Source organism: Gimesia benthica, from assembly GCF_009720525.1.
GTDB classification, from domain to species: domain Bacteria; phylum Planctomycetota; class Planctomycetia; order Planctomycetales; family Planctomycetaceae; genus Gimesia; species Gimesia benthica.
This window is the reverse complement of sequence record NZ_CP043930.1, coordinates 6,572,821-6,592,965: the sequence shown is the minus strand read 5'-3', so window position 1 is coordinate 6,592,965 and position 20,145 is coordinate 6,572,821. Positions and strand designations below refer to the sequence as shown.

Here is a 20,145-nt window from a genome sequence, read left to right as displayed (position 1 = left end):
AGGACGCTAAGAACCTTCATAACATTTGGGCCAGTTTTTGAAAAGCAGACCAGAACGCTGGAGAGGAGATTACAACTCCATCAGGCCGCACAGTTCACTGGGCTACAGAGCCCCCGTACCGGAAGCGAAGCTGTTCTGCTCGCCTGTTTCCGCTCCGCTCCAACAGGCGAGCAGAACAGCCATTGAGACAATAGAACACTGAGTCTTGTGACTGGTGTCATTCTCGGGGGCAGGTTAAATCAGACTCTTTAACACGAAAGATATAGATGGAGTACCCGGCTGTACCAACATGTTCTTTTTCTTGGAAATAAGAAAAACCGATAATGCGCTGTTGCCAATCGTAGCTCTTCAAATAGTTGACACTAATAGCATACCAACCTGGGGGTAGTTGGAAGTCAGGATTCTGATCTATATTCGATGGAGGCAATTGGTAGTTGATTCCCAAGTCCCTTGGATCAAAGTAACCGTAATAGTACAAGTAAATTGGTTTAGCCTCTGGGTGGCTCTCAATCCATTCATTTAGGAACAGTAGATCTTGTCCCCAGTCGATATTACTATGGAGTAGGTGAAAATGCCCGTTCCTTGGACCACCAATAAGTTCATTAAAATAGGATAGTGAGTGAGGAAATATCCACAAACTACTGCTGATAGCCCAAGCAAGGCTGCAGGTTGTCAATATAGCGGCTAGCCTTCTTTTTTCAACAAACCCTAACGCCAATTGTCCCATCCAAATGAAAGCGTAGGGGAAAGCAGGTAGAACATATCGCATATGTTGATTTATGCCTGTTTGTGAGCTAACTAGAATCAAAATGGCCAAAGCAGGGATTACTAAGACAAAACTATCCTGCCTGGAAAATCGATTAGATTTTCCAGGCAATAAGGCATGAATAACTGTTAAAACAAAAAGCACCCAAAATCCTAACGGAACCTTGATTGCCAGTGCATACAGATAATAGTACCACCAGCCTCTCTTTCGAAATTTACCGCGCAAAAAAGACACGTTGTTAAAAGCTTCAAAATCTTTTTTCTGAATGTCAATCCCAAGCAAGTAATTGCGAGGAAGTGGTATCGGCAATTCTCCAATCCAGAAATCTTGAAAGCGATTCTTTTTCACTGAGCTTAAACAATCCTCATTATTATCGATGGTAGTCAATGCCTCACTGACAAACGGAAACGCTTTGAGCTGTGTGAAGGAGCCCTCGAAACCATAGCCCAGATTCAGCAGATAGATACCTAAAAGCAGAATAGTTCCCAGCTGCGAAAGCTGTCGATACCAAGAAGTGTTAGGAGTAGTTGTACTACTGCTGATCCAGACCAACCAGATCAGAGGCCAAAGCCCAAAAAGAATAATCCAGGTAGACTTGGAAAGTTCCGCTAGTCCCAAAACAAGACCAGCGATTACTGCCTTCGTCCAGTGGGGGGATTGCAGCCATTTCCAGAATGAATACATTGCTGCTAGTCCTAAGGCAGTGGCTCCGCAGTCCGGTGTAATACATTGTCCGTGTGCGATAATGTTTGGGGAAAAACACCAGAGCGTCAGAGAAAAGAGTCCAGCCCAGGGGCCATATAAGTCTCTCGCCCAGCAATAACAGATATATCCTCCCAAGAGTGAGAAGGGGATACATGCCCATCTGGCAAGTGTCAGATACCAAATAAACTTTGTCCCATTCACCTTAATAAACTGTGTCCCAAGAGTAAAAACCGGTCGCGCTCCTGGCGCCTCATAAAATTCACTCCATTGGTATTTTACATCAGTTGTAAGTACAGGGAGGGCAGCCACCAGGCGTACCAAGGGAGGATTGACACGATAAAGTTCAAATCGAGCAAACTTCCAATGACTGAGGCCGGCAACCAAATGGGCATGTTCATTCCAATTAGGGCTATGCTTTGTTGAACTCCAAGCAAGCAGTCCTGCGTGTACTGTCAATAGCAAGGCCACCAAGACTTTGACGGTTACTGACGACGCGTCCTGCGATTTTTCATCTGACTTTTGCGTGCTTGTCTGCGACATCACCTGGCCTCTGAACTCTGGCCCTCTGCTGAATGTTGTTTCTCAGGGGACAGGCAACGTTTCAGATAAATTAGCCCGACCGCGGTTAACACCAGTTGCCAAGATTGTTTTTATAATCAAGAGTATTTCAGTTATTTCTGTGCAGAAGGTGATCCAAAGGAAGACGTCGCTGGATCTTGGAACGAATATGAAGAGGATGATGAGTAAAATTATTTAACTTTAGCTATATTAGTCCCTCGTGCCTCATGGGGGCAAAAAATGAAAATGTTATCTGTTGAGTAGTTGGCGGCTTTGAGGACCAGGATGGGATTGGCGTAACGCAGACCAGAACCAATCATTTCACTGGTCCGTAAGACTGATGCCAACGCTGACATAATTGGAAATATGAAGGCAATTTACCTACAACGGCATCGCAATATGAAGTCAACACATCTTTCTGACAGCAATATAGTTATAATACAAAAGTAGTGTCCCTTCAATCTATCATTTTTAGATTCAAAACCTCTTGGGGGTTCAAGTGAAGTTCCCCCTCCGGTACTATCAAAAACCCGACAGGGAAAAGGTGTGAACACCTTATCCCTGTCGGGTTTTTGTGTTTGAGACAACCTGAAAACAGGCAAACCCGCTCTCCCCAAAGAGCCCAATGCCAGGGCTCCCGCATTACAACAAGCTTTGCAACATCTCTAAGCCCGCATTTCCCATTTGCCCCCCTGCGTTTTGACATAAGATTTGCGTCAAGCACTACAAAACAAGGGTATTCTACCAATTCATGCCATACTCACAGGGGGCCCCAATGGGTGAAGCGAAAAAGGACGATTTGCGGGTCGGTTTTGACAGTCGCTTGAAGCTGAAATTTTCCGCAGGCGTTCAATCCGCTCTGGTCTCTCTGCTAAAGATGATCTATATTGGGCCTGCGCGACAAAATGGAATTTTGTCATTTGAACAGAAAGGTTCCCGGCATGGATCGCTGTCTTCCGTTCCTCATTCTGACCCAACTCGTTTTCAGTATTAGTGCCAGTTCCACTACTGATGCTGCAGAAACGCGGCCTCTCACGATTAAGGAGATCAACCAGATCTGGCAACAGCGTCGCGAACGTCTGCAGGCAATGAAGGTCGAGCTGTCTCTGGAAATGGCGACCAGTAAGTTGCTCCTGTATCCTGAAGAAGAAACCCCCGTCAATCAACCCAGCGCCCATGCTCCCCTCACTAAAGCAGAAATGGAGCACCTCAAAAAAGAACTGGTGATCAATCACGCTAGGTATTCAATACTACTCGACTCCCCCAGGATCCGATACCGCTACTGGGGACGTTTTCCTTCTGACCGCCTGAAAAAGACCGTTTCGTTCGATATCAACTGCTTCAGCGACGGGCAAACAGTGACCAGGCTGCATCAGTCACAAGGGACGCCATCGATCCATATATTCAAAATACCTGAGACGAGTGACGTGATTTTTTCCCTATCACAACTTCCGCTTCGCTGGGCACTCCTGGCAGGAGATCGCAACTTGGGAGAAACTCTGAAGGGATTTACTGTACGAAACAAGACGGAACCCATTTTGAATCTCGACTGTACCGTTCTGGAAAGAACAGATTCAGAGGGTACAGCCAGTCTCTGGATCGCACCCAAATCGCACGATTGTACCGTGCTGAAATATGAGTATCACAATACCGATAAGTTATTGGTCTCCAGTCAAATTCAATATAAAATTGATAAACAGTGGGGGCAGGTCCCCACGACTTGTGAACTCAAATGTTTTTACGGAAATGAAAATTTACTACGAAACAGCTACAAGTTCACTTTCGATGCTTTCCATGTCAATGAGAGCATTACAGCAGAAGAGTTCCTGGTGAAATTTCTCCAAGGAGCCCGTGTCTGGGATTCCCGCAAACGGGACGCCGACGGCAAGGTCATCCCTTACACGGTGAAACAAATTATCATTCCTTGTTAAAAATGATATACTTGTCATGCACACTCGCGCCGCTGTGCTGTGGTCTTCTTTTCAAAAACTGGTCCAATTGTTATGAAGGTTCTTAGCGTCCTTGGCCTTGCCCCCAACCTAGTACCAGTTGGAATGCGAGTGAACAAGGGTTTTCAGTCTAGGCATGCCTGATCTGAAAACTTCGCAAACTCCTGAGGCGTCCTGTTGCCCAATGCACTGTGGGGACGCCGCTAGTTGTAATCCTTCCGCCAGGAATCCAGTTTTTCCTGGGCATCTGCCAGTGACAGGAACCGGTGCTGGTTCAGACATTCCTGTTGCAGTCAACCGTTAAAGGATTCAATAAACGCATTATCAGAGGGCTTTCCCGGACGACTGAAGTCAAGCATCACTCGGTTCCAGTATGCCCACCAATCCAGACTCTTCGAAATAAATTCAGAGCGATAAGAACCTTCAAAACTTTTGTAACACTTTTTGAAGAGCAGGTCATTTCAATCAGTCTTTCATCTTGGTTCGCTTTGGATGGCCAAAATGAGTGAACCAATGTTGCAATTCGACTTCACTCTTATGTACACTGGTAATTTTATCTGGTCATGTGATCCTTTGTCTGCAGTTGGATTGAATTGCATAATTGCACTCATATTCAACTTGCATATTGATTGTAGCTGACAATGGCGACTGAATGGTTCTACAAGCAGTCTGATGAAGAGCTGGGACCATATCTCTTCCGTGATATGGTGGACATGGTGCGTGAAGAGCGTTTATTGCCTGACACCATGGTGCGTCCCAGCTATATGGATGAGTGGCAACGGGCAGATTCTGTAGTGGGTCTGTTTTATATGGCGCGGAAAGAACCGGAGGCGATGTCTCCCGTTCAACTTGAAGAGACGGATACCAGTGACGAATATGCTGATGAAAATGACCTGGATGCATTTCTGGCAAATTCAGATGAAAGTGAGTCGACTGATGCAGCCCTTCCGGAACAAGAGTTTGAACGTCCCGGCTGGCTGAAACGGCTGCTGTCATTGAGAGACAGTAAGATCCCTCCGGTTCCTCTCGACCCCCAGCGAGAGATTCATGTCACTCTTCATGCTCCTGTCGACGGCAGTGTGGAATCAGCAACCGATTTGGACCAGCTTGAGAAAGCATTCGGCGATTCAGACGATGTAAATGACAATGTTGAAATCGGTGCTTATTCCGAAGAGACCTGGTCATCGACGGTGAATGCAGCTGTCGAGCGCGTCGATGCCCGAGCACCCAAACAGGAACAGACTGCGCCTCCCAGACAAATACTCCCCACATTCAGCTTTTCCTTTCGAGAACATCCTGCTTTTCGCAAGTTGCTGGTGGGCTGCATTTTCATCCTCTGTGCGAGTCTGGGGATCTATGGGTTTGTCGATTGGATGGGGCAGGGGAAACTCTATTTTCCTCTTATCGGATATACCTCGCCCCTGTTGTTTCTGGCATATGCTGGCTGCTCCTTGCTGACGGTTCTTATGCTGGGACCACTGCTGGTCTATATTGCAGCGCCCTATTTGCGCCTCGGATACCGAGTGGGGGCAGCTTTGGTAACAGCGAATATCACGGTTTTATTTTTACTGAACTGGTCAGAGAAACAGAACATGATTTTCCCTTCACGCAAGCCGACTGAAGCCAAACTGATCTTTCCGCTCCTGGGAGAATGTTCCACGTTTGCCTACTGGATGTACTTTGTAGATTCCGTAGTCATTGTGGCTGTAGTGGCTTACTTTGCCGCCTGGTGGCTGGAGGCGCAAGCTGATGAAATCTAAACCTGGAAATATCGTACGAATCAACCACAGTTCTCTAACAGAGGCGTTTCGCCAGAGAGCAGGTTTTACCCTTGTCGAATTACTGGTTGCGACAGCGATCATCGGGATCTTAATTGCGCTGGCGCTTCCCGCGGTTCAGTCAGCACGCAACTCGGCCAGACAGTTGCAGTGTTTAAATAATATGCGCAATGTAAGTCTGGGACTGCTACAGGCGACAGACAGTGCGAATCGGTTCCCTGCTTGTGGTTATTTCGGAGATGGGACACCGACAGGTGGGGGCTCTTTTCGGAGCTGGGTTGTGGCCATTCTACCTTATATTGATCAGTCCAACCTGTACAATCAATGGGATGTTGACCGGAACTACAAAGACCCCGTTAATGCTCCCCTGGCCCAAACGCATCTCCCTGTCCTGACCTGCCCTGATGATATTACTGAAGTCCCCGGCCAGGGAAATCTGACTTACGTCGTCAGCAGTGGTGTCGGCTTTTCTGCAATGATTGGTGGAATCCATGACTGTCCAGTTGGTCCTTCATCAGGAAAGCTGGATTTGAATGGAAACGGGATTACATGCAACTCATCTACGGAGGGGGATGGAACACCGTCAGATCGGGAAATTTTTTTCCAGATGGGACTGTTTTTCAACGAAACGTGGAAAGGGGTTATTCGGGCCAAGCGTCACCATCAGATGTCTGGGCTTACAGATGGTGCTTCCAATACCATGCTGATTTCTGAGAATATTCGTACGGGGTATGATCCAGCCAGACCTGATTCAGCCAACTGGGCTTCGCCGAATCCCTATCTCACCAGTTTTTATATAGGCAATCCCTGCCTGAATAGCAACTGCGCTTCCGGAAACGTGGATTATAATCGCTCAAATTCAGGTCCAAGCAAGATTAACGCCGGAATCACTCAGCCCGAGGGGAGTGCCCCTTTTCCCAATTCACTGCACGAAGGAGGCGTTAACGTTGGATACTGTGATGGACACATTCAGTTTCTATCAGCAGACATTGACGGAAAAGTATATGCTGCTCTCGCCAGTCCCCAAGGGCAGGCATTAAGTGGTACGCCACTGGAACAATAAGCGTAGTATTTCAGAACTTCAGCTTCTGAATCTATCTAAAATTTAGCAGTAATAATGATCGCTCGAAATCAATTATGTACTCAGATTTAGGGGGGATGGCCTTTGGCACCTCGATCCTGGCCTCGAGGATGCTCTGCGTCATCAGCGGACCGGTGACACTTCTACCGACCGAAGCAGAATACGAATATGCCTGCCGTACCGGATCCAGATAACCAGCTTCTTATCAATCGCAAGGAAGTGGGAACCATCAATCCGAAACAGCCGCCTAGATGCGGCCTCCGCATCCTGTGACAATAGTCAGCTTGTATTCTGCAAATAAGATTGGATTGTTTGATATGCGAGCAAGTGTCTGGTAATGCTGCTCGTACTTTATCTCTCGAGATTGAGTCAATATGAAGGTTTCTAAATCCACCATCGGCTTCATCATGGCATGGATCCTGGTGAATGCAGGATTCTTTACCTGCCTTTCATCGAATCATGATAAAACCAAAACCGAAATCATTTTGGCTCCCGAGATTGTCAACGAATTTGAGTCCCTCCCGACTCCAAATCTGACAGGTATTTCAAAAGATTCTGTTACTCTCAGAGCAAGGCTTTTGAAACCGGAGAGGGTTGAGAAAAGGAAAGCTTATCCCCTGATTGTGTCCCTGCATGGGGCAGGAGAACGAGGAAATGACAATCGACAACAGCTAAAATTTCTACCTCAGCAAATGGCAAAATCTCCTTGCCGAGAGACGTTTCCCTGTTTTGTTCTGGCACCGCAATGCCCGCGCGGCATGAATTGGTCGTCGACTGTAATCCAGGCTGACACTCCCGCCGGCGAAGATAAAATGCTGCTTGATCAGATTCACAAGTTAATTCTGGACATTTGCAGTAAATATCCCATTGATCAACAGAGGATTTACGTCACAGGATATTCGATGGGAGGCTTTGGGACCTGGAGTATGATTGCCCGTTACCCGGAATTGTTTGCTGCAGCCGTACCGATTTGCGGTGGAGGCAATCCGGAAACAGTATCCAGATTCTCAAAGATGGCCATCTGGATTGCTCACGGAGATGCAGATCAGACCATACCGGTAGCTTCTTCAAGAAGGATGGTCAAGGCACTTCAACAGGTGGGCAGTTCACCAGTTTACGTGGAGTTAAGGGGAGTCACTCATGATAGCTGGACACCCACATACAGCGAGCAGTCCGGAATGATGGAATGGTTATTCAAACAAAGAAGATCTCCGGGCAGTTCTCATTGAAAATCTTCTGAACTCTCTATCTCAAATGGTCCCAGATCCCATGCCTGAGAAATACCTTCTATCCAATCTTGCAAATCGAATGTACAACAATAATTAACCATAATTATTGTTGTACATTAGTAAATGTGAATGTAACATGAATATTGGCATGACTGTTATTTTGTACCGAGGAATATGAGTTTATGTTCAATCGAAATAACGTTATTTATCTGATTTTAAGATCTTTTTATTGTTGGATTATTCTTCTCAGTTCTCCTGATTTTGAGACGACCTGCCTGCGAGCAGATACAGGCAGTCAGAAGCCAGAATCCAGGGTAGAGAAAGCGAGAAGTAACCCTGCCACTAAGACGTCGATGTCCCTGGCAAGCATTAAAGATTCTTTTCTTGCTCACGATGCTGATGAGAATGGTCAGTTATCCAGATCAGAATTTCTCAAATCGTTTCCTGAACAGAATCAACCCGTCGCTCAAAGAGACTTTAAGCTATTCAATCGTGATGGTGATCAGGCTCTGTCATTTGAGGAATACCGTACAATTCCAGGTCTCGTTCCTAAACGATTTCGTGGTTCGATCACTCATTCTTTGGCTGCTTATCTTGAAAAACAGACAGACGTCATTAATCAGAACTGGAAGAAGTGGGACACGGATGGAAACGACCGCCTGTCCCCTGAGGAATTCAAGTCAGCGAAACTTGAAGATCAGATCCCAGGCATACCCCAGACCACTCTGAAAGATTGGGACCGGGATGACGATGGAACCGTCAGCCGGGAGGACTGCCGTCATGTACTGGAAGCGGCTTACGGATTGAGACGCCTGAATGGTCAGCCCCTTGAGCTACCGACCGGTCAAGTAGTTTACTGGTGGCATTTCAAGGATCTGGATCGAGACCGGAATGATCAGCTGACTTTTAAGGAATTTCTAGCCTATTACAAACGCTTCGGTGAAGAAGAAACGAAACAACGTTTTAAGAAGGGGGATACCAATCAGGATGAAATTCTATCTCTCAAAGAGTGGGCAGAAATGCCCGGTTTTTTACTCGATCCAATCTCAGAATTTCGCAACTTGGATCGGAATCTCGATGCCCAGGTAGATCCGCAGGAACTGCTGGAGGGGATCGCTCCGTTTCTGCGTCCGCTGGCACAGTTTACCTTTCCGGGTTTTGACCGGGATCAGGATGGAACGCTTTCATTAGATGAGTACCGACTGACGCTGGTGGCGAACCGGGTGGAAAACTGGGATGTCACTTCCCGGGATACGGATCATGACGGTCGCCTGAGCCTGCAGGAAATGGCCTGGATCCCCGGCCTGGAATTGAGTCTGTTGCGTCAGGATTATTTTCAACGGCTGGATCAGAATCAGAACGGCTACCTGGAACTCGAGGAGTTCAAAGTGTCGGTCAACGGTGGAAAAGTCCCCCCCGAGATAGCCTTGAAAGCTGGTTTTTACAGCCGGGACGCCAATCGGGACAGGCAAGTGACCGAAGATGAATTCGTGGCCTCGTTCCCAGAAGAGCAGCAGGCGGGAGCCAGACGCGACTTTCATCTGTTTAACCGTGACGGGAATAAACTCCTCTCGTTTGAAGAGTATCGCACGATCGCCGGTCTGATCCCTGTCGCTTTACGTCAGGGACTGCCGCATCCTCTGCAACCTCTGGTTGAACAGCAGCTGGCTCTGATCGAAAAACACTGGCAGCAGTGGGATCAGGATAGTAACGACAGTTTGTCCCCTGAGGAATTTGAAGGAGCAAAGATTCACGAAACGATTTCCGGATTACCACCTGCAGACATAAAAGCATGGGACCGGAATAACGACGGGCAAATCAGCAAGGATGACTGTCACCGGGTAATCGAAGCCGCTTATGGACTCCGGCGCCTCGATGGCCAGCCTTTGTACCTTCCCTCGGGACGCATCGTATATTGGTGGCATTTTAAAAATCTGGACCGAGATCACAACGAACAACTGACCTTAGAAGAGTTTCAAAGTTACTACCGGAGATATGGAGAAGAGAAAGGGAAGCAAAGGTTTACCGATGGAGACTCTGACCAGAATCAGACGATCTCACTTCAGGAATGGACAGAGATGCCAGGTCTGTTGCTCGACCCAATTTCTGAATTTCAACTAATGGATCGCAACCTGGACACCTTTGTGGATCAGGATGAGCTTGTCGAGCAGACCTCAAAATGGTTAGTCCCATTATCTCGGTATACCTTTCCAGGGTTTGACCTTGATCGTGACGGAAAACTCTCTCTTGACGAATATCGTATGACCATGCCGGTCAATAAGTTGGAGAACTGGGCAGTTACTTCACGTGATTCGGATTTTGATGGGCGTTTGAGCCTGAATGAGATGGCCTGGACTCCCGGACTGGAGTTAAGCCTCTTAAGACATGAGTACTTTCGACGCCTTGACCTCAACCAGAATGGTTTTCTCGAACTAAATGAATATCAGTTTTCCATCGACAGTAGTCGGGTACCCGTGGAGATTGTACTACAGGTTGCTTTTGCTTCCAGAGATACTGACCAGGATGGCCGGTTAAATGAAACGGAGTATTTGGCAGCCTTTCCCCAAGAGAAGCAGGCAGAAGCAAAACGTGATTTCCAGCTGTTTAATCTGGACGGTGATGATCAATTATCTGCTCAGGAATTTCGAACGATACCCGGTCAGGTTCCATTGGCTTTACGTGGGGCTTTGCCGCATCCACTGACTCCGATGATTGAAAAGCAGATAGCTCTGATTGAAGAAAACTGGGAGCAGTGGGATCAGGATGGGGATGGCAATCTGTCTGCGAAAGAATATCCATCCACAACATTGAGTACACACCTGCCAGGCATCGAATCTCTTGAGCTGCGCGAGTGGGATCATAATTCGGACGGTACCATTGACCTGGAAGAATGTCGAGGGGTGATAACAGCCGCCTATGGATTGCGACGTCTGGATGGCCAGCCTCTTCAGCTTCCCTCGGGGCTTGTTGTCTACTGGTGGCATTTCAAAGATCTGGACCGCGATCACAGTGATGGCTTATCCCTGGCAGAGTTTCAGACCTATTACAACCGATTTGGTGAAGAGGATGCAAAAACGCGTTTTCAGAAAGGGGATACGAATCAGGATGAAATACTCTCACTTAAAGAGTGGGCAGAGATGCCCGGTTTTTTACTCGATCCCGTTTCAGAATTTCGTAAATATGATACCAGCTATGATGGGAGACTCAGTCAGCAGGAAATCACCGATGGTGTCGCTCCATTTTTGAAGCCGCTGGTCAAAACCATCTTTCCCGGGTTTGATCTCGATGGGGATGGATTTCTTTCACTTGACGAGTACCGCTTAACCATGGTGGCGAATCGAGTGGAAAATTGGATGCTCAGCGCACGAGATCAGGATCATGACGGAAAGTTAAGCCTGTCCGAACTGCCATGGACTCCAGGGCCGGAACTAAGTCTGTTACGTAAGGAGTATTTTGACAGACTGGACCAGAATCGGGATGGTTTTCTTGACCCGAACGAGTTTAACTTTTCCATTGATGCCAGTAAGACTTCCCCAGAGGTGGCACTCAAAGCCGGGTTCCGCAAACGCGATACTGATCAGGACGGATTTTTGACCCCGTCTGAATTTACGGCTGCATTTCCTGCAGATAAACAACTTGAGGCACGACGGGATTTTCAGCTCTTTGATCGGAATGTGGATCAGAAACTGGCACTTGATGAGTACGCTGCAGTACCGGGGATGGCTCCGAGTCAGCTTCGTGGTGCTTTGTCAAATCCACTCAGCGGCCTCGTTGACAGGCTCATGGAGAAGCTTGAACAAAACTGGAGCCAGTGGGATCAGGATCAAGACGGAACGCTTTCTCCCGATGAGTTTCAGTCAGCAAAACCAGGGAGACAGATCCCGGGACTGGCGCTTTCTTCCTGGCAGGACTGGGATCGAGATGCAGATGGTAAAATCAGCAAACATGATTGCCGCTGGCTGTTTGAAGCGGGATATGGATTACGTCGCCTGGACGGTCAACTGCTTCACCTGCCAACAGGGCAAATCGTCTACTGGTGGCATTTCAAGGCTCTGGATCGCGATCACAATGATTCACTGACGCTCAAAGAGTTCATGAATTATTATCAGCGACTGGGGGAAGAGGCGGGCAAAAAGCGTTTTGATCAAGGGGATGCTGACCAGGATGAAAACATTACACTCAAGGAATGGGCGGAGATGCCCGGGCATCTGCTCGATCCGATTGCCGAATTTAGGAAGATGGATCTCAATCTGGATGCGTCCCTGGACGAAACCGAACTGATGGAAGGCATTGCTCCTTTTCTGCGACCACTGGCAAGCTATACTTTTCCGGGGTTTGACCTGAATCAGGATGGAGTGCTTTCTCTCGATGAATATCGAACATCTCTGCCTGCGAATCGGGTTGAAAACTGGATTTCCTATTCCCGGGACACAGACAAAGACGGACGGGTGACACTGACGGAACTAGGCTGGTCTTCAGGCCTGGAATTAAACCTGTTGCGCCAGGAATATTTTGACCGACTGGACGTCAACAAAAATGGCTATCTGGATTTTAACGAATTCAAATTCACTGCAGATATGAGCAAAGTCCCCAAGGCACTCTTCCTGAAACACTGCGACAAAAATCAGGATGGTTCTTTAAACCTTGACGAAGTTCTCAACGCAGAGAAAAACAGCGGCAAAATCAAGCTGGATGGGAGTCCAGAACCGCGCGTCATGCGGATCGAAGAGGCGTTTTATCGAGCAGATGTGAACGGTGACAAACTGATCAGTCTGGTAGAACTGGACACTGAAGCGGGTAATCAGATTCTCGCACCCGATATGTCTTTCAAGACCGGGAACCGCAGCAGTCTCCAGGTGTCAAAAAAGGATGAGGCACCGGAAGGTGAATCAAATATGATGCTTCTCGTTCTGGGGCTGAATGTCGTCCTGGTCCTGGGAGTGATTCTGTTTTTGTTTCGATCTCATTTCAAAAAAGCTTGAACCAGGAGTTCTCCAGATCATATTGCGGACGGAATCAGTTGTAAGCTGGAAAACAGAAAGAGCTCAAGGACTCGCAATGTATAGAGGACAAAACTGCGTTACAAATCAGTATTCACGACGGGGAATCACCAAACGTGAGATCATCGTTGTATCTTGTGTGGCGATCCTGTTGATAGCCATTATTTCGCCTCTTGTGATCTATTCTCGCGAATCATCTCGTCTGCTGCATTGTCAGTCGAATCTGAGACGTCTCGGCACAGGACTCGCGGCATATCAAACCACGTATCAATGTCTGCCTCCTGCTGCGATCTGGAGCACGCAAGCGATGCATTCGCTCTCTCTGAATATGAGTACGCGTCCTGATCTGTTCACGCATGCTAACTGGGCTTTGATGCTGTTGCCTTTTGTGGGGGAGGAACACCTGGCAGAAAAAATGGATTATCGCCAGCCCGTCAGCATCGAACAAAATGCTGCAGTTCGCACGACATTCCTCTCAGTGATGACCTGTCCGGGTGATTCTTTTAATCAGGCTGAGAACCCGCATATTTTTGAACCGACACCAGGACAATCGATCTCTTTTGCGCGAGGGAATTATGCCATCAATGGCGGATCTCATAATATGCGGCTGGTGCCAGGATCAACCACAATTCCGTCAGGAGACGGAGCGCAGTTGAAAATCGACCGGGAAAACAGAGAGTTTCAATACTGGGGAAATGGCGTTGCCGGATTTAATATTTCATTTCGACAGAAAGATTTTGCAAATGGAAGTTCGTCTCTAGTGGTCTTTGATGAAGTGCGTGCTGGGATTCACCCCGTCGACCCACGAGGAGTCTGGGCGTTCGGTCAGATCGGGAGTAGCGTCACGTGGGCACATGGTGTGAACGGAGATGATTATGGCCCCAATAATCAATGGCCGCGATCTGATGATATTCTCGGGTGTGCGCGCCTGCACGATACCGTTGGGACAGAGACTTTAAAAAAAGAAGGAATGCCCTGCGTCTCCTATCTTGATAGTAACACCAACGCTACCGCACGCAGTCTTCACACTGAAGGAGCAAACGTTCTGTTTCTGGATGGCACCAGTCGTTTTTTATCAAATCAAATAGATCCGGGGCTCTGGCATGCAATTCATTCCAGGGAAACCCCTTCAGAATTACTGAGCTCCAATGATTTTGATCACCAGCTTGCCACTGAGAATTTTAACGACGAGGCTGCTTTGAGTGATGAGTCAGAGCAGCATAAAAATCAATCCACAAAAAAAACTACTTCATTGACTAATAGTATTGGAATGCAGTTTGTCCTTGTCCCTGCAGGTACTTTCACCATGGGGATAGCGGACTCAGGGAATAATCATAATCCTCCTCCAGAAACTCCCGCTCACTCAGTCACTATTACAGAAGATTATCTGCTAGGTCAGTATGAAGTGACCCAGGAACAGTATTTACGAATCACGGGTAACAATCCGAGTTATCATCTATCCGAAGATTCCACGGAAGGTGATGCCGGGAAAAAACCTGTTGAACGAGTGACCTGGTATGAAGCACAAGAGTTTTGCAGACAACTCTCGAATCTTTCAACAGAGCAGATGCAGGGGCGCACATATCGGCTACCCACTGAGGCGGAATGGGAATATGCCTGCAAGGCTGGATCAGATGAACCATTTGATTGGGGCAGATACCGAAAGAACTCAGGTGACACTGGTTATGCAGGTGGGATCAGACCGGCACTGCCTGTGACATCCGTCGGCCATTATCCGGCAAATTCAATGGGAATTTATGATATGCGAGGCAATGTCTGGGAATGGTGTTCCGACTGGTTTGATCGCGACTATTATCATCGCTCTCCCCGAGAAAATCCCCGGGGCCCAGCACAGGGATTTATTAAAGTGGTCCGCGGGTCTGACTGGCGCTTTACCGGTGAAACCTGTCGCATCGATTATTCCATGATGCCTCCCTGGAAGGCCAGCCCCTTTGTCGGATTTCGAATAGTTTGTGAATTGCACCAAATACCGGATGAGAATTCGATTCATAATCACGGGAATGTAGCTGATTGAACTAATAAAACGTTCTCAAAAAAAGTAGAACCGCTCAATCTATAGAACGTTATCAAGATTCCTTGCTATGGACTTTCCAGAATCCACTCTCCAAAACACGACTTCCACAAGAGCATATTCGAAACTCTGGTGGCTGATCCCGATCGTGGTATTGACTGTTTTTCTCAGGGGCCAAAACCTGTCAGAGGTAGGCTATCTGTTTGACGAGAGTTTCAGCCTGCAAATGGTCCAGTTCCCCTTTCAGGAAATGATGGAACGGATCCCTGAAGATACCGGCCCACCTATGTTCTATATCATCCTGAAAGCCTGGATAGGGTTATTCGGTAATTCCCTGTTTTCAACACGCATGTTGAGCGTCGCACTGGGAACAATTACGGTATTAGGGGTCTATTTCCTGGCCTATGAGGCGTACCGTAAACGAGGAGATGCCAGTTCAGAAAAACAGGCACGATTCATCGCTATTACCGCAGCTTTACTGGCGGCGCTCTGCCCACTGCATATCACCTGGTCTCAACGTATTCGCATGTATTCTCTGGGGACCACATTGGCTGTACTGTCGAGCTTGTTTCTTTTTCGTGCACTCAAGCGTCCTGAAAGGAGCGCACGTGACTGGGGCTTGTTTACTCTGACAGGAATCTTACTGATTTACACCCACTATTTTGGACTGTTTACGCTGACCGTCGAATTCGGGTTTGCACTTGGATATCTGCTATTGAATTCCACAGAAAAAAAGTGGACACATCGACTAAACCATATATGGCCTCTGGTTCTTTCTGCCTTCGCAATCTGGTTTGTCTGGTCTCCCTGGATTCCACAATTTTTGTACCAGCGATCACATGTAAATCAGACTTTCTGGAGTAGTCCCCTTACGTGGGATCGCTTTGGTTCACAAATCGCCCTGCTGTTCGATTTGAATTTATGGTTGAGCAATTCGCCACAGAAAGGTTTACTTGCTGCAGAAATCTGCTTTGTCTTCCTGGTGATCCTGGTCATGGGACGTCGTCCGGCTGATATTTATATTGCGCTAGCAGCAAGTGTCCCCATTTTGATTGTTGTCATCATTTCAAAAATATCTCGCAGTGTATTTGCATATCGCTATTTGCAATTCGCACATATTTTTATGTTAATTGCCATAGCTGTTCTGCTCTCTCGTCTCCCAGTGAAACCTCTCCGGTTGAGTATGACTGTTCTCGTCATATCAGGTATGGGATTCCTCGCCTGGAAGCATTATGAAGTCAGGCAAAAACATGCTGTTTTACCTGGTATGGAAACGGCAATTGCCCGTTTTGAACAGTCTCGGGGGGCGGATGAAAAATTGATCTGTTGTAACCCCATGTTATTTACTTCTGCTGATGCATATTCCCGAAACAGGCACACAATTTTTGTAGATGGTTCGCCGGACAGGTATCCCTTTTTTCAGGGGACAGCGGTCATTCGAGAAAATGAATATCTTGCACCCGCTGAATATCTTGGTGAGAACAGTAACGCATTCTGGACTCTGGATGCTCAACGCTGGTTCAATGGTACCTGGGAAGTTCATGTACCGACTGGCTGGAGAAAGGCAGGGGAAATGCATTTTCCTGAATTTTATGCAGATCTCATTTTGCGGTTATATGTTCGTGAAGATAAACCGCAGGCTCAGCAAACGCCACTTCTCCAATAAGGGAAGCGGGACGCTGATGTTAAGAACGACACCAAATTTAGTAGTTTGAAGTAAAAGAATAAGTGCAGCGGAGTATAAATATTAAAACATTCGAACTACTTCTGACAGGTAAATTCCTTATCCGGGAAAGAATCAGGTGTGGGAAAAATTAATGCAATCAGAGCTAACTTCCAATACTGATAGAACAAAATACAGACTAACTCCTGCGGTCGGGATGTTACTGGTTGTTCTATTGATTGCTATGATTTTCAGAGTGCATCGAATTTCAGACATGAGTTTCTGGTTTGATGAAAGCTTCTGTCTCAAAATGGCAGAGTTCCCCATTTCCGATTTGTGGGTCCATGCAAAGGAAGATCCGCATCCACCATTATTTTACTTCATCCTGAAGTACTGGATGATGCTGTTTGGCTCATCGACCTTGGCCACCAGGCTGGCCAGTTTCATCCCGGGTATCTTGTCCATCATTGGGATTTTTCTGGTAGTAAAAGAAGCATATCGCGACCCACAAACAGGAAACTGTAGCTCCTCCGTGAATTCGGCTGCCGTCGTAGCCGCTGCTCTGGTCGCGTTAAGCCCACTCCACATATTATGGTCATATCAGGTGCGGATGTACGCGGCAGGTACTGCTCTGGCTGCTTTTTCAAGCTGGTTTCTGCTCAAGGTCCTGCGACGAGAACCCTCACGCAAACGTGACTGGTATTTTTTCACAATGACGGCGATCGCCCTGGTTTACACACATAATTTCGGGCTGTTCGTAGTCACAGCGCAATATCTCTTTGCAGCCGGTTATCTGTTGCTACATCACCGTGCTGCGAGTTTGTTACAAGCGGGCTCCCGACTGATGCCGCTTTTGATCTCAGCGACAGGCACTCTTCTCGCCTGGCTGCCCTGGCTGCCTTCGTTTCTCCATCAGAGACAACTTGTTGTCGAGGGTTTCTGGACGAAACCATTCAGTTGGCAGACAGCGGGAGCGACGCTCTTTGATATGTTTGGCTTTGATCAGGCAATGGATATGACCCCGGTCATTGGTCTGATTGCAGGTCAGATCATGGTATTGATTCTATTGTTGCTGGCATTCGGGCGTCGTCCGGGGGACTATTTTCTAGCTCTGATAGCCGGTTTCCCGTTTGTAGCTGGAATTCTCGTGTCCATCTTTTCACGAAATATCTTCAATGATCGCTATTTCATGTTCAATCAGATCTTTCTTTTTGCTGCGCTGGCTGTATTAATCAGTCGTATCAGCTTGAAACCGATTCAATTCTGCCTGTATGGAATCTGCATCGCAGGGACCGGTTTTCTGGCTTATGAACAATGGCTCAATCGTGAAGCAGATTTCAAACTGCCTGCCATTCAGGGCGCCATGGCGAGTATTGAAGAACGGCGGAAACCAGGGGAACTGCTTCTGGTGTGTGATCCTGCGATTTATGTATCTGTGATCGCCCATGCCAGAGAACGCGGAGATATTTTCACATTTCATCCGGGTGAAGACTATCCCTTTACACACGGAGCTGCTGCCATGCGGGAAGATGAATATTTACGATCACAGGAAATTGCTCAACGGAGGGATCCCTGGATCTGGGCTTTTGATGCTGACTCTTATCGTTGGAGAGTTCCGGTTCCGCCTGGTTACCGATTGGTGGGGGAAAATTCGTTTCCTGGTTTCCGAGCGAAATATGCAGTAAGACTCTATTCACGAGCAACCGAAGTGACTGCAAAACCAAACTCAAATTGAACTACAATACCACACTGGAATCGACTCGTAACACTAACTCAGGGATCTATCAGTCTTGTTTGCAGCCAGTCCATAGATTTGATCCTTCGATGTTTTCGGGCTTAGATTTAGAGTCGGGTTTCAATGCTGCTACAACTACATTCTGTCCGGAACTCCAAAAGCCCGAAATACACAGGCAGATACCTCATTTCGCGGAATTACTGTATTTATGGAGAAGCTCACCCCACGATCAAAATGATTGGATCGGGTATTTTGCAGGGAGTCTGCAAGAAACTCCTGAAGATCTTTTCCCTGAGGAATTCGAAATTGAAGCGTTACTCGAAAAAAACGAAATCCTCTCCGGATCCAGAATCAACTCCAATTTAGGGATAGCCTCTCAGTCCGAATCAACGCATCCCGGCATCAACTCATATATTTTGAGTATGTTTGCTGATCTGCAGGAAGAGATTCCGGGAGATTATTTTGAATTGAAAAAAAGCTTCACTGCTGAAACCTTGATTATGCGGAAAGCAACATTTTATCAGTTCATGGTATGGGTCTACCGGTTTATCGAGTTCAGCTTCGAGAAAATGAAATCAGCGGAATTTCTGATCCAGAATCCAGAAAAAGGGATAGAGGCTGTTGTAAACAGCTTATTTATCATCTGGTATCTGAAAAAGAATTGCACAATTTATGATCTAACATCCAGAACGAGTTACGTGGGGGGGAGATATGAAACCCAGACATCTCAGATTCAGGTTTCGTTGGGATGTGTCAGTTACAACAGACAGGCAGATCAGAACCTGCTGGAAGCGTCACGTACAGGCAGAATTGCCAGTGGTAGATTTGTGGAGGAACTTGAACATAAATTTGCTGTAAAACTGAATGTGAAACACGCAATTGCAGTTTGTAATGGCACGTTAGCAGATGCAGTTGCCTTATCCGCCATCGCATTAAAAACAGGGCTCAACAATGTCATTGTGCCATCCCTGACATTCATCGCACAGGCTAATGCTATAAGGCATGCGGGCCTGAATCCCATATTTCTAGATGTAGGAACTGATGGATTAATGGAGGATGTCGTGAACCTGGCAGAACGTAACCCGGCCATTCTCTACCCAGTCCATCTGATGGGGAAGGTCTGTCGTTGGGTGAGCCAGCTCCAGGGAACTCTGCCTGTGCTGGAAGACGCATGCGAAGCTTTAGGAAGTCAGGTTGATGGGAGATACGCAGGTACGATGGGAATGGCAGGAACTTTTTCCATGTATGTGTCTCATTCCTTTACCTCTGGAGAAGGAGGAAGGATTGCTACTAATGATGATGAAATCGCAGAACTTTGCAGATCAATCCGTGCACATGGACGCATGGGAGACAATGTAAATGAACGTTTTTGCTTTCCCCGATTGGGCTTTAATGCAAAAATGTCAAACATCCAGGCTGCATACGCAACTGCGCATATTGATGATTTTGATGAAATAATTGATAGCCGGAAGCAGGTCGTCAAGCAGCTGGCAGACCGCTTGGGAGACGATTTTGGAGTTGCAACAAACGATATTGTCGCTCATGGCTTTCCGATAAGATACCCTGACCAAAAGTCACGCGATCATGCTTTGGAGGATAAAGCAACAAACATTCTGTAAATTTCCGGGGCCTTCGGTCTCTGTGATCAG

General features: G+C 47.2%; 11 protein-coding genes and 1 pseudogene. 10 read left to right on the top strand and 2 right to left on the bottom strand.

Annotated elements, in window-relative coordinates:
• The first annotated feature begins 25 nt into the window (after positions 1–25).
• Entirely contained in the window at positions 26–202 is a 177-nt protein-coding gene (locus F1728_RS32765; protein ID WP_155366434.1) for an integrase core domain-containing protein, read from the top strand.
• 15 nt (positions 203–217) lie between these two features.
• Here F1728_RS32765 and F1728_RS25725 read toward each other — a convergent pair whose 3' ends face one another.
• Complete coding sequence (locus F1728_RS25725; RefSeq protein WP_155366433.1) at positions 218–2,011, bottom strand: ArnT family glycosyltransferase; 1,794 nt, start codon at positions 2,009–2,011, stop codon at positions 218–220.
• A gap of 959 nt (positions 2,012–2,970) precedes the next feature.
• Here F1728_RS25725 and F1728_RS25720 point away from each other — a divergent pair.
• Positions 2,971–3,960, top strand: a complete 990-nt coding sequence (locus F1728_RS25720) for a hypothetical protein (protein WP_155366432.1) — start codon at positions 2,971–2,973, stop codon at positions 3,958–3,960.
• 224 nt (positions 3,961–4,184) lie between these two features.
• On the opposite strand, the pseudogene F1728_RS25715 reads toward F1728_RS25720, so the two are convergent.
• Positions 4,185–4,388 (bottom strand): annotated as a pseudogene (locus F1728_RS25715) (integrase core domain-containing protein); the annotation flags it as partial.
• A gap of 231 nt (positions 4,389–4,619) precedes the next feature.
• Here F1728_RS25715 and F1728_RS25710 point away from each other — a divergent pair.
• The 8 genes from F1728_RS25710 (at position 4,620) to F1728_RS25675 (ending at position 20,115) form a co-directional block, all read left to right on the top strand.
• Positions 4,620–5,738, top strand: coding sequence for a DUF4339 domain-containing protein (locus F1728_RS25710; protein ID WP_155366431.1), 1,119 nt, complete (start codon positions 4,620–4,622; stop codon positions 5,736–5,738).
• On the top strand, positions 5,728–6,819 hold the full coding sequence (locus F1728_RS25705; RefSeq protein WP_155366430.1) for a DUF1559 family PulG-like putative transporter: 1,092 nt from the start codon (positions 5,728–5,730) through the stop codon (positions 6,817–6,819). The genes F1728_RS25710 and F1728_RS25705 overlap by 11 nt, the downstream gene beginning before the upstream one ends.
• Before the next feature lie 392 nt (positions 6,820–7,211).
• Positions 7,212–8,066, top strand: a complete 855-nt coding sequence (locus F1728_RS25700) for a carboxylesterase family protein (RefSeq protein ID WP_155366429.1) — start codon at positions 7,212–7,214, stop codon at positions 8,064–8,066.
• A gap of 353 nt (positions 8,067–8,419) precedes the next feature.
• Entirely contained in the window at positions 8,420–13,048 is a 4,629-nt protein-coding gene (locus tag F1728_RS25695) for a hypothetical protein (protein WP_194242524.1), read from the top strand.
• A gap of 76 nt (positions 13,049–13,124) precedes the next feature.
• The gene (locus F1728_RS25690) at positions 13,125–15,101 is read left to right on the top strand and encodes a formylglycine-generating enzyme family protein (RefSeq protein WP_145441608.1); all 1,977 of its coding nucleotides are present in this window, start codon (positions 13,125–13,127) and stop codon (positions 15,099–15,101) included.
• 67 nt (positions 15,102–15,168) lie between these two features.
• A complete protein-coding gene (locus F1728_RS25685) occupies positions 15,169–16,764 on the top strand; it encodes a glycosyltransferase family 39 protein (protein WP_145441609.1) in 1,596 nt (531 codons plus the stop codon).
• Positions 16,765–17,035: 271 nt separating this feature from the next.
• Complete coding sequence (locus F1728_RS25680; RefSeq protein WP_194242523.1) at positions 17,036–18,496, top strand: glycosyltransferase family 39 protein; 1,461 nt, start codon at positions 17,036–17,038, stop codon at positions 18,494–18,496.
• An 89-nt stretch (positions 18,497–18,585) separates the two neighbouring features.
• A complete protein-coding gene (locus F1728_RS25675) occupies positions 18,586–20,115 on the top strand; it encodes a DegT/DnrJ/EryC1/StrS family aminotransferase (RefSeq protein ID WP_155366426.1) in 1,530 nt (509 codons plus the stop codon).
• Positions 20,116–20,145: the final 30 nt, after the last annotated feature.

Excerpts from the sequence above, each read along its gene's own strand:
- F1728_RS25725 (WP_155366433.1), bottom strand. The coding sequence starts at position 2,011 with ATGTCGCAGACAAGCACGCAAAAGTCAGATGAAAAATCGCAGGACGCG.
- F1728_RS25720 (WP_155366432.1), top strand. The coding sequence starts at position 2,971 with ATGGATCGCTGTCTTCCGTTCCTCATTCTGACCCAACTCGTTTTCAGT.
- F1728_RS25710 (WP_155366431.1), top strand. The coding sequence starts at position 4,620 with ATGGCGACTGAATGGTTCTACAAGCAGTCTGATGAAGAGCTGGGACCA.
- F1728_RS25705 (WP_155366430.1), top strand. The coding sequence starts at position 5,728 with ATGAAATCTAAACCTGGAAATATCGTACGAATCAACCACAGTTCTCTA.
- F1728_RS25700 (WP_155366429.1), top strand. The coding sequence starts at position 7,212 with ATGAAGGTTTCTAAATCCACCATCGGCTTCATCATGGCATGGATCCTG.
- F1728_RS25695 (WP_194242524.1), top strand. The coding sequence starts at position 8,420 with ATGTCCCTGGCAAGCATTAAAGATTCTTTTCTTGCTCACGATGCTGAT.
- F1728_RS25690 (WP_145441608.1), top strand. The coding sequence starts at position 13,125 with ATGTATAGAGGACAAAACTGCGTTACAAATCAGTATTCACGACGGGGA.
- F1728_RS25685 (WP_145441609.1), top strand. The coding sequence starts at position 15,169 with ATGGACTTTCCAGAATCCACTCTCCAAAACACGACTTCCACAAGAGCA.
- F1728_RS25680 (WP_194242523.1), top strand. The coding sequence starts at position 17,036 with ATGAGTTTCTGGTTTGATGAAAGCTTCTGTCTCAAAATGGCAGAGTTC.
- F1728_RS25675 (WP_155366426.1), top strand. The coding sequence starts at position 18,586 with ATGTTTTCGGGCTTAGATTTAGAGTCGGGTTTCAATGCTGCTACAACT.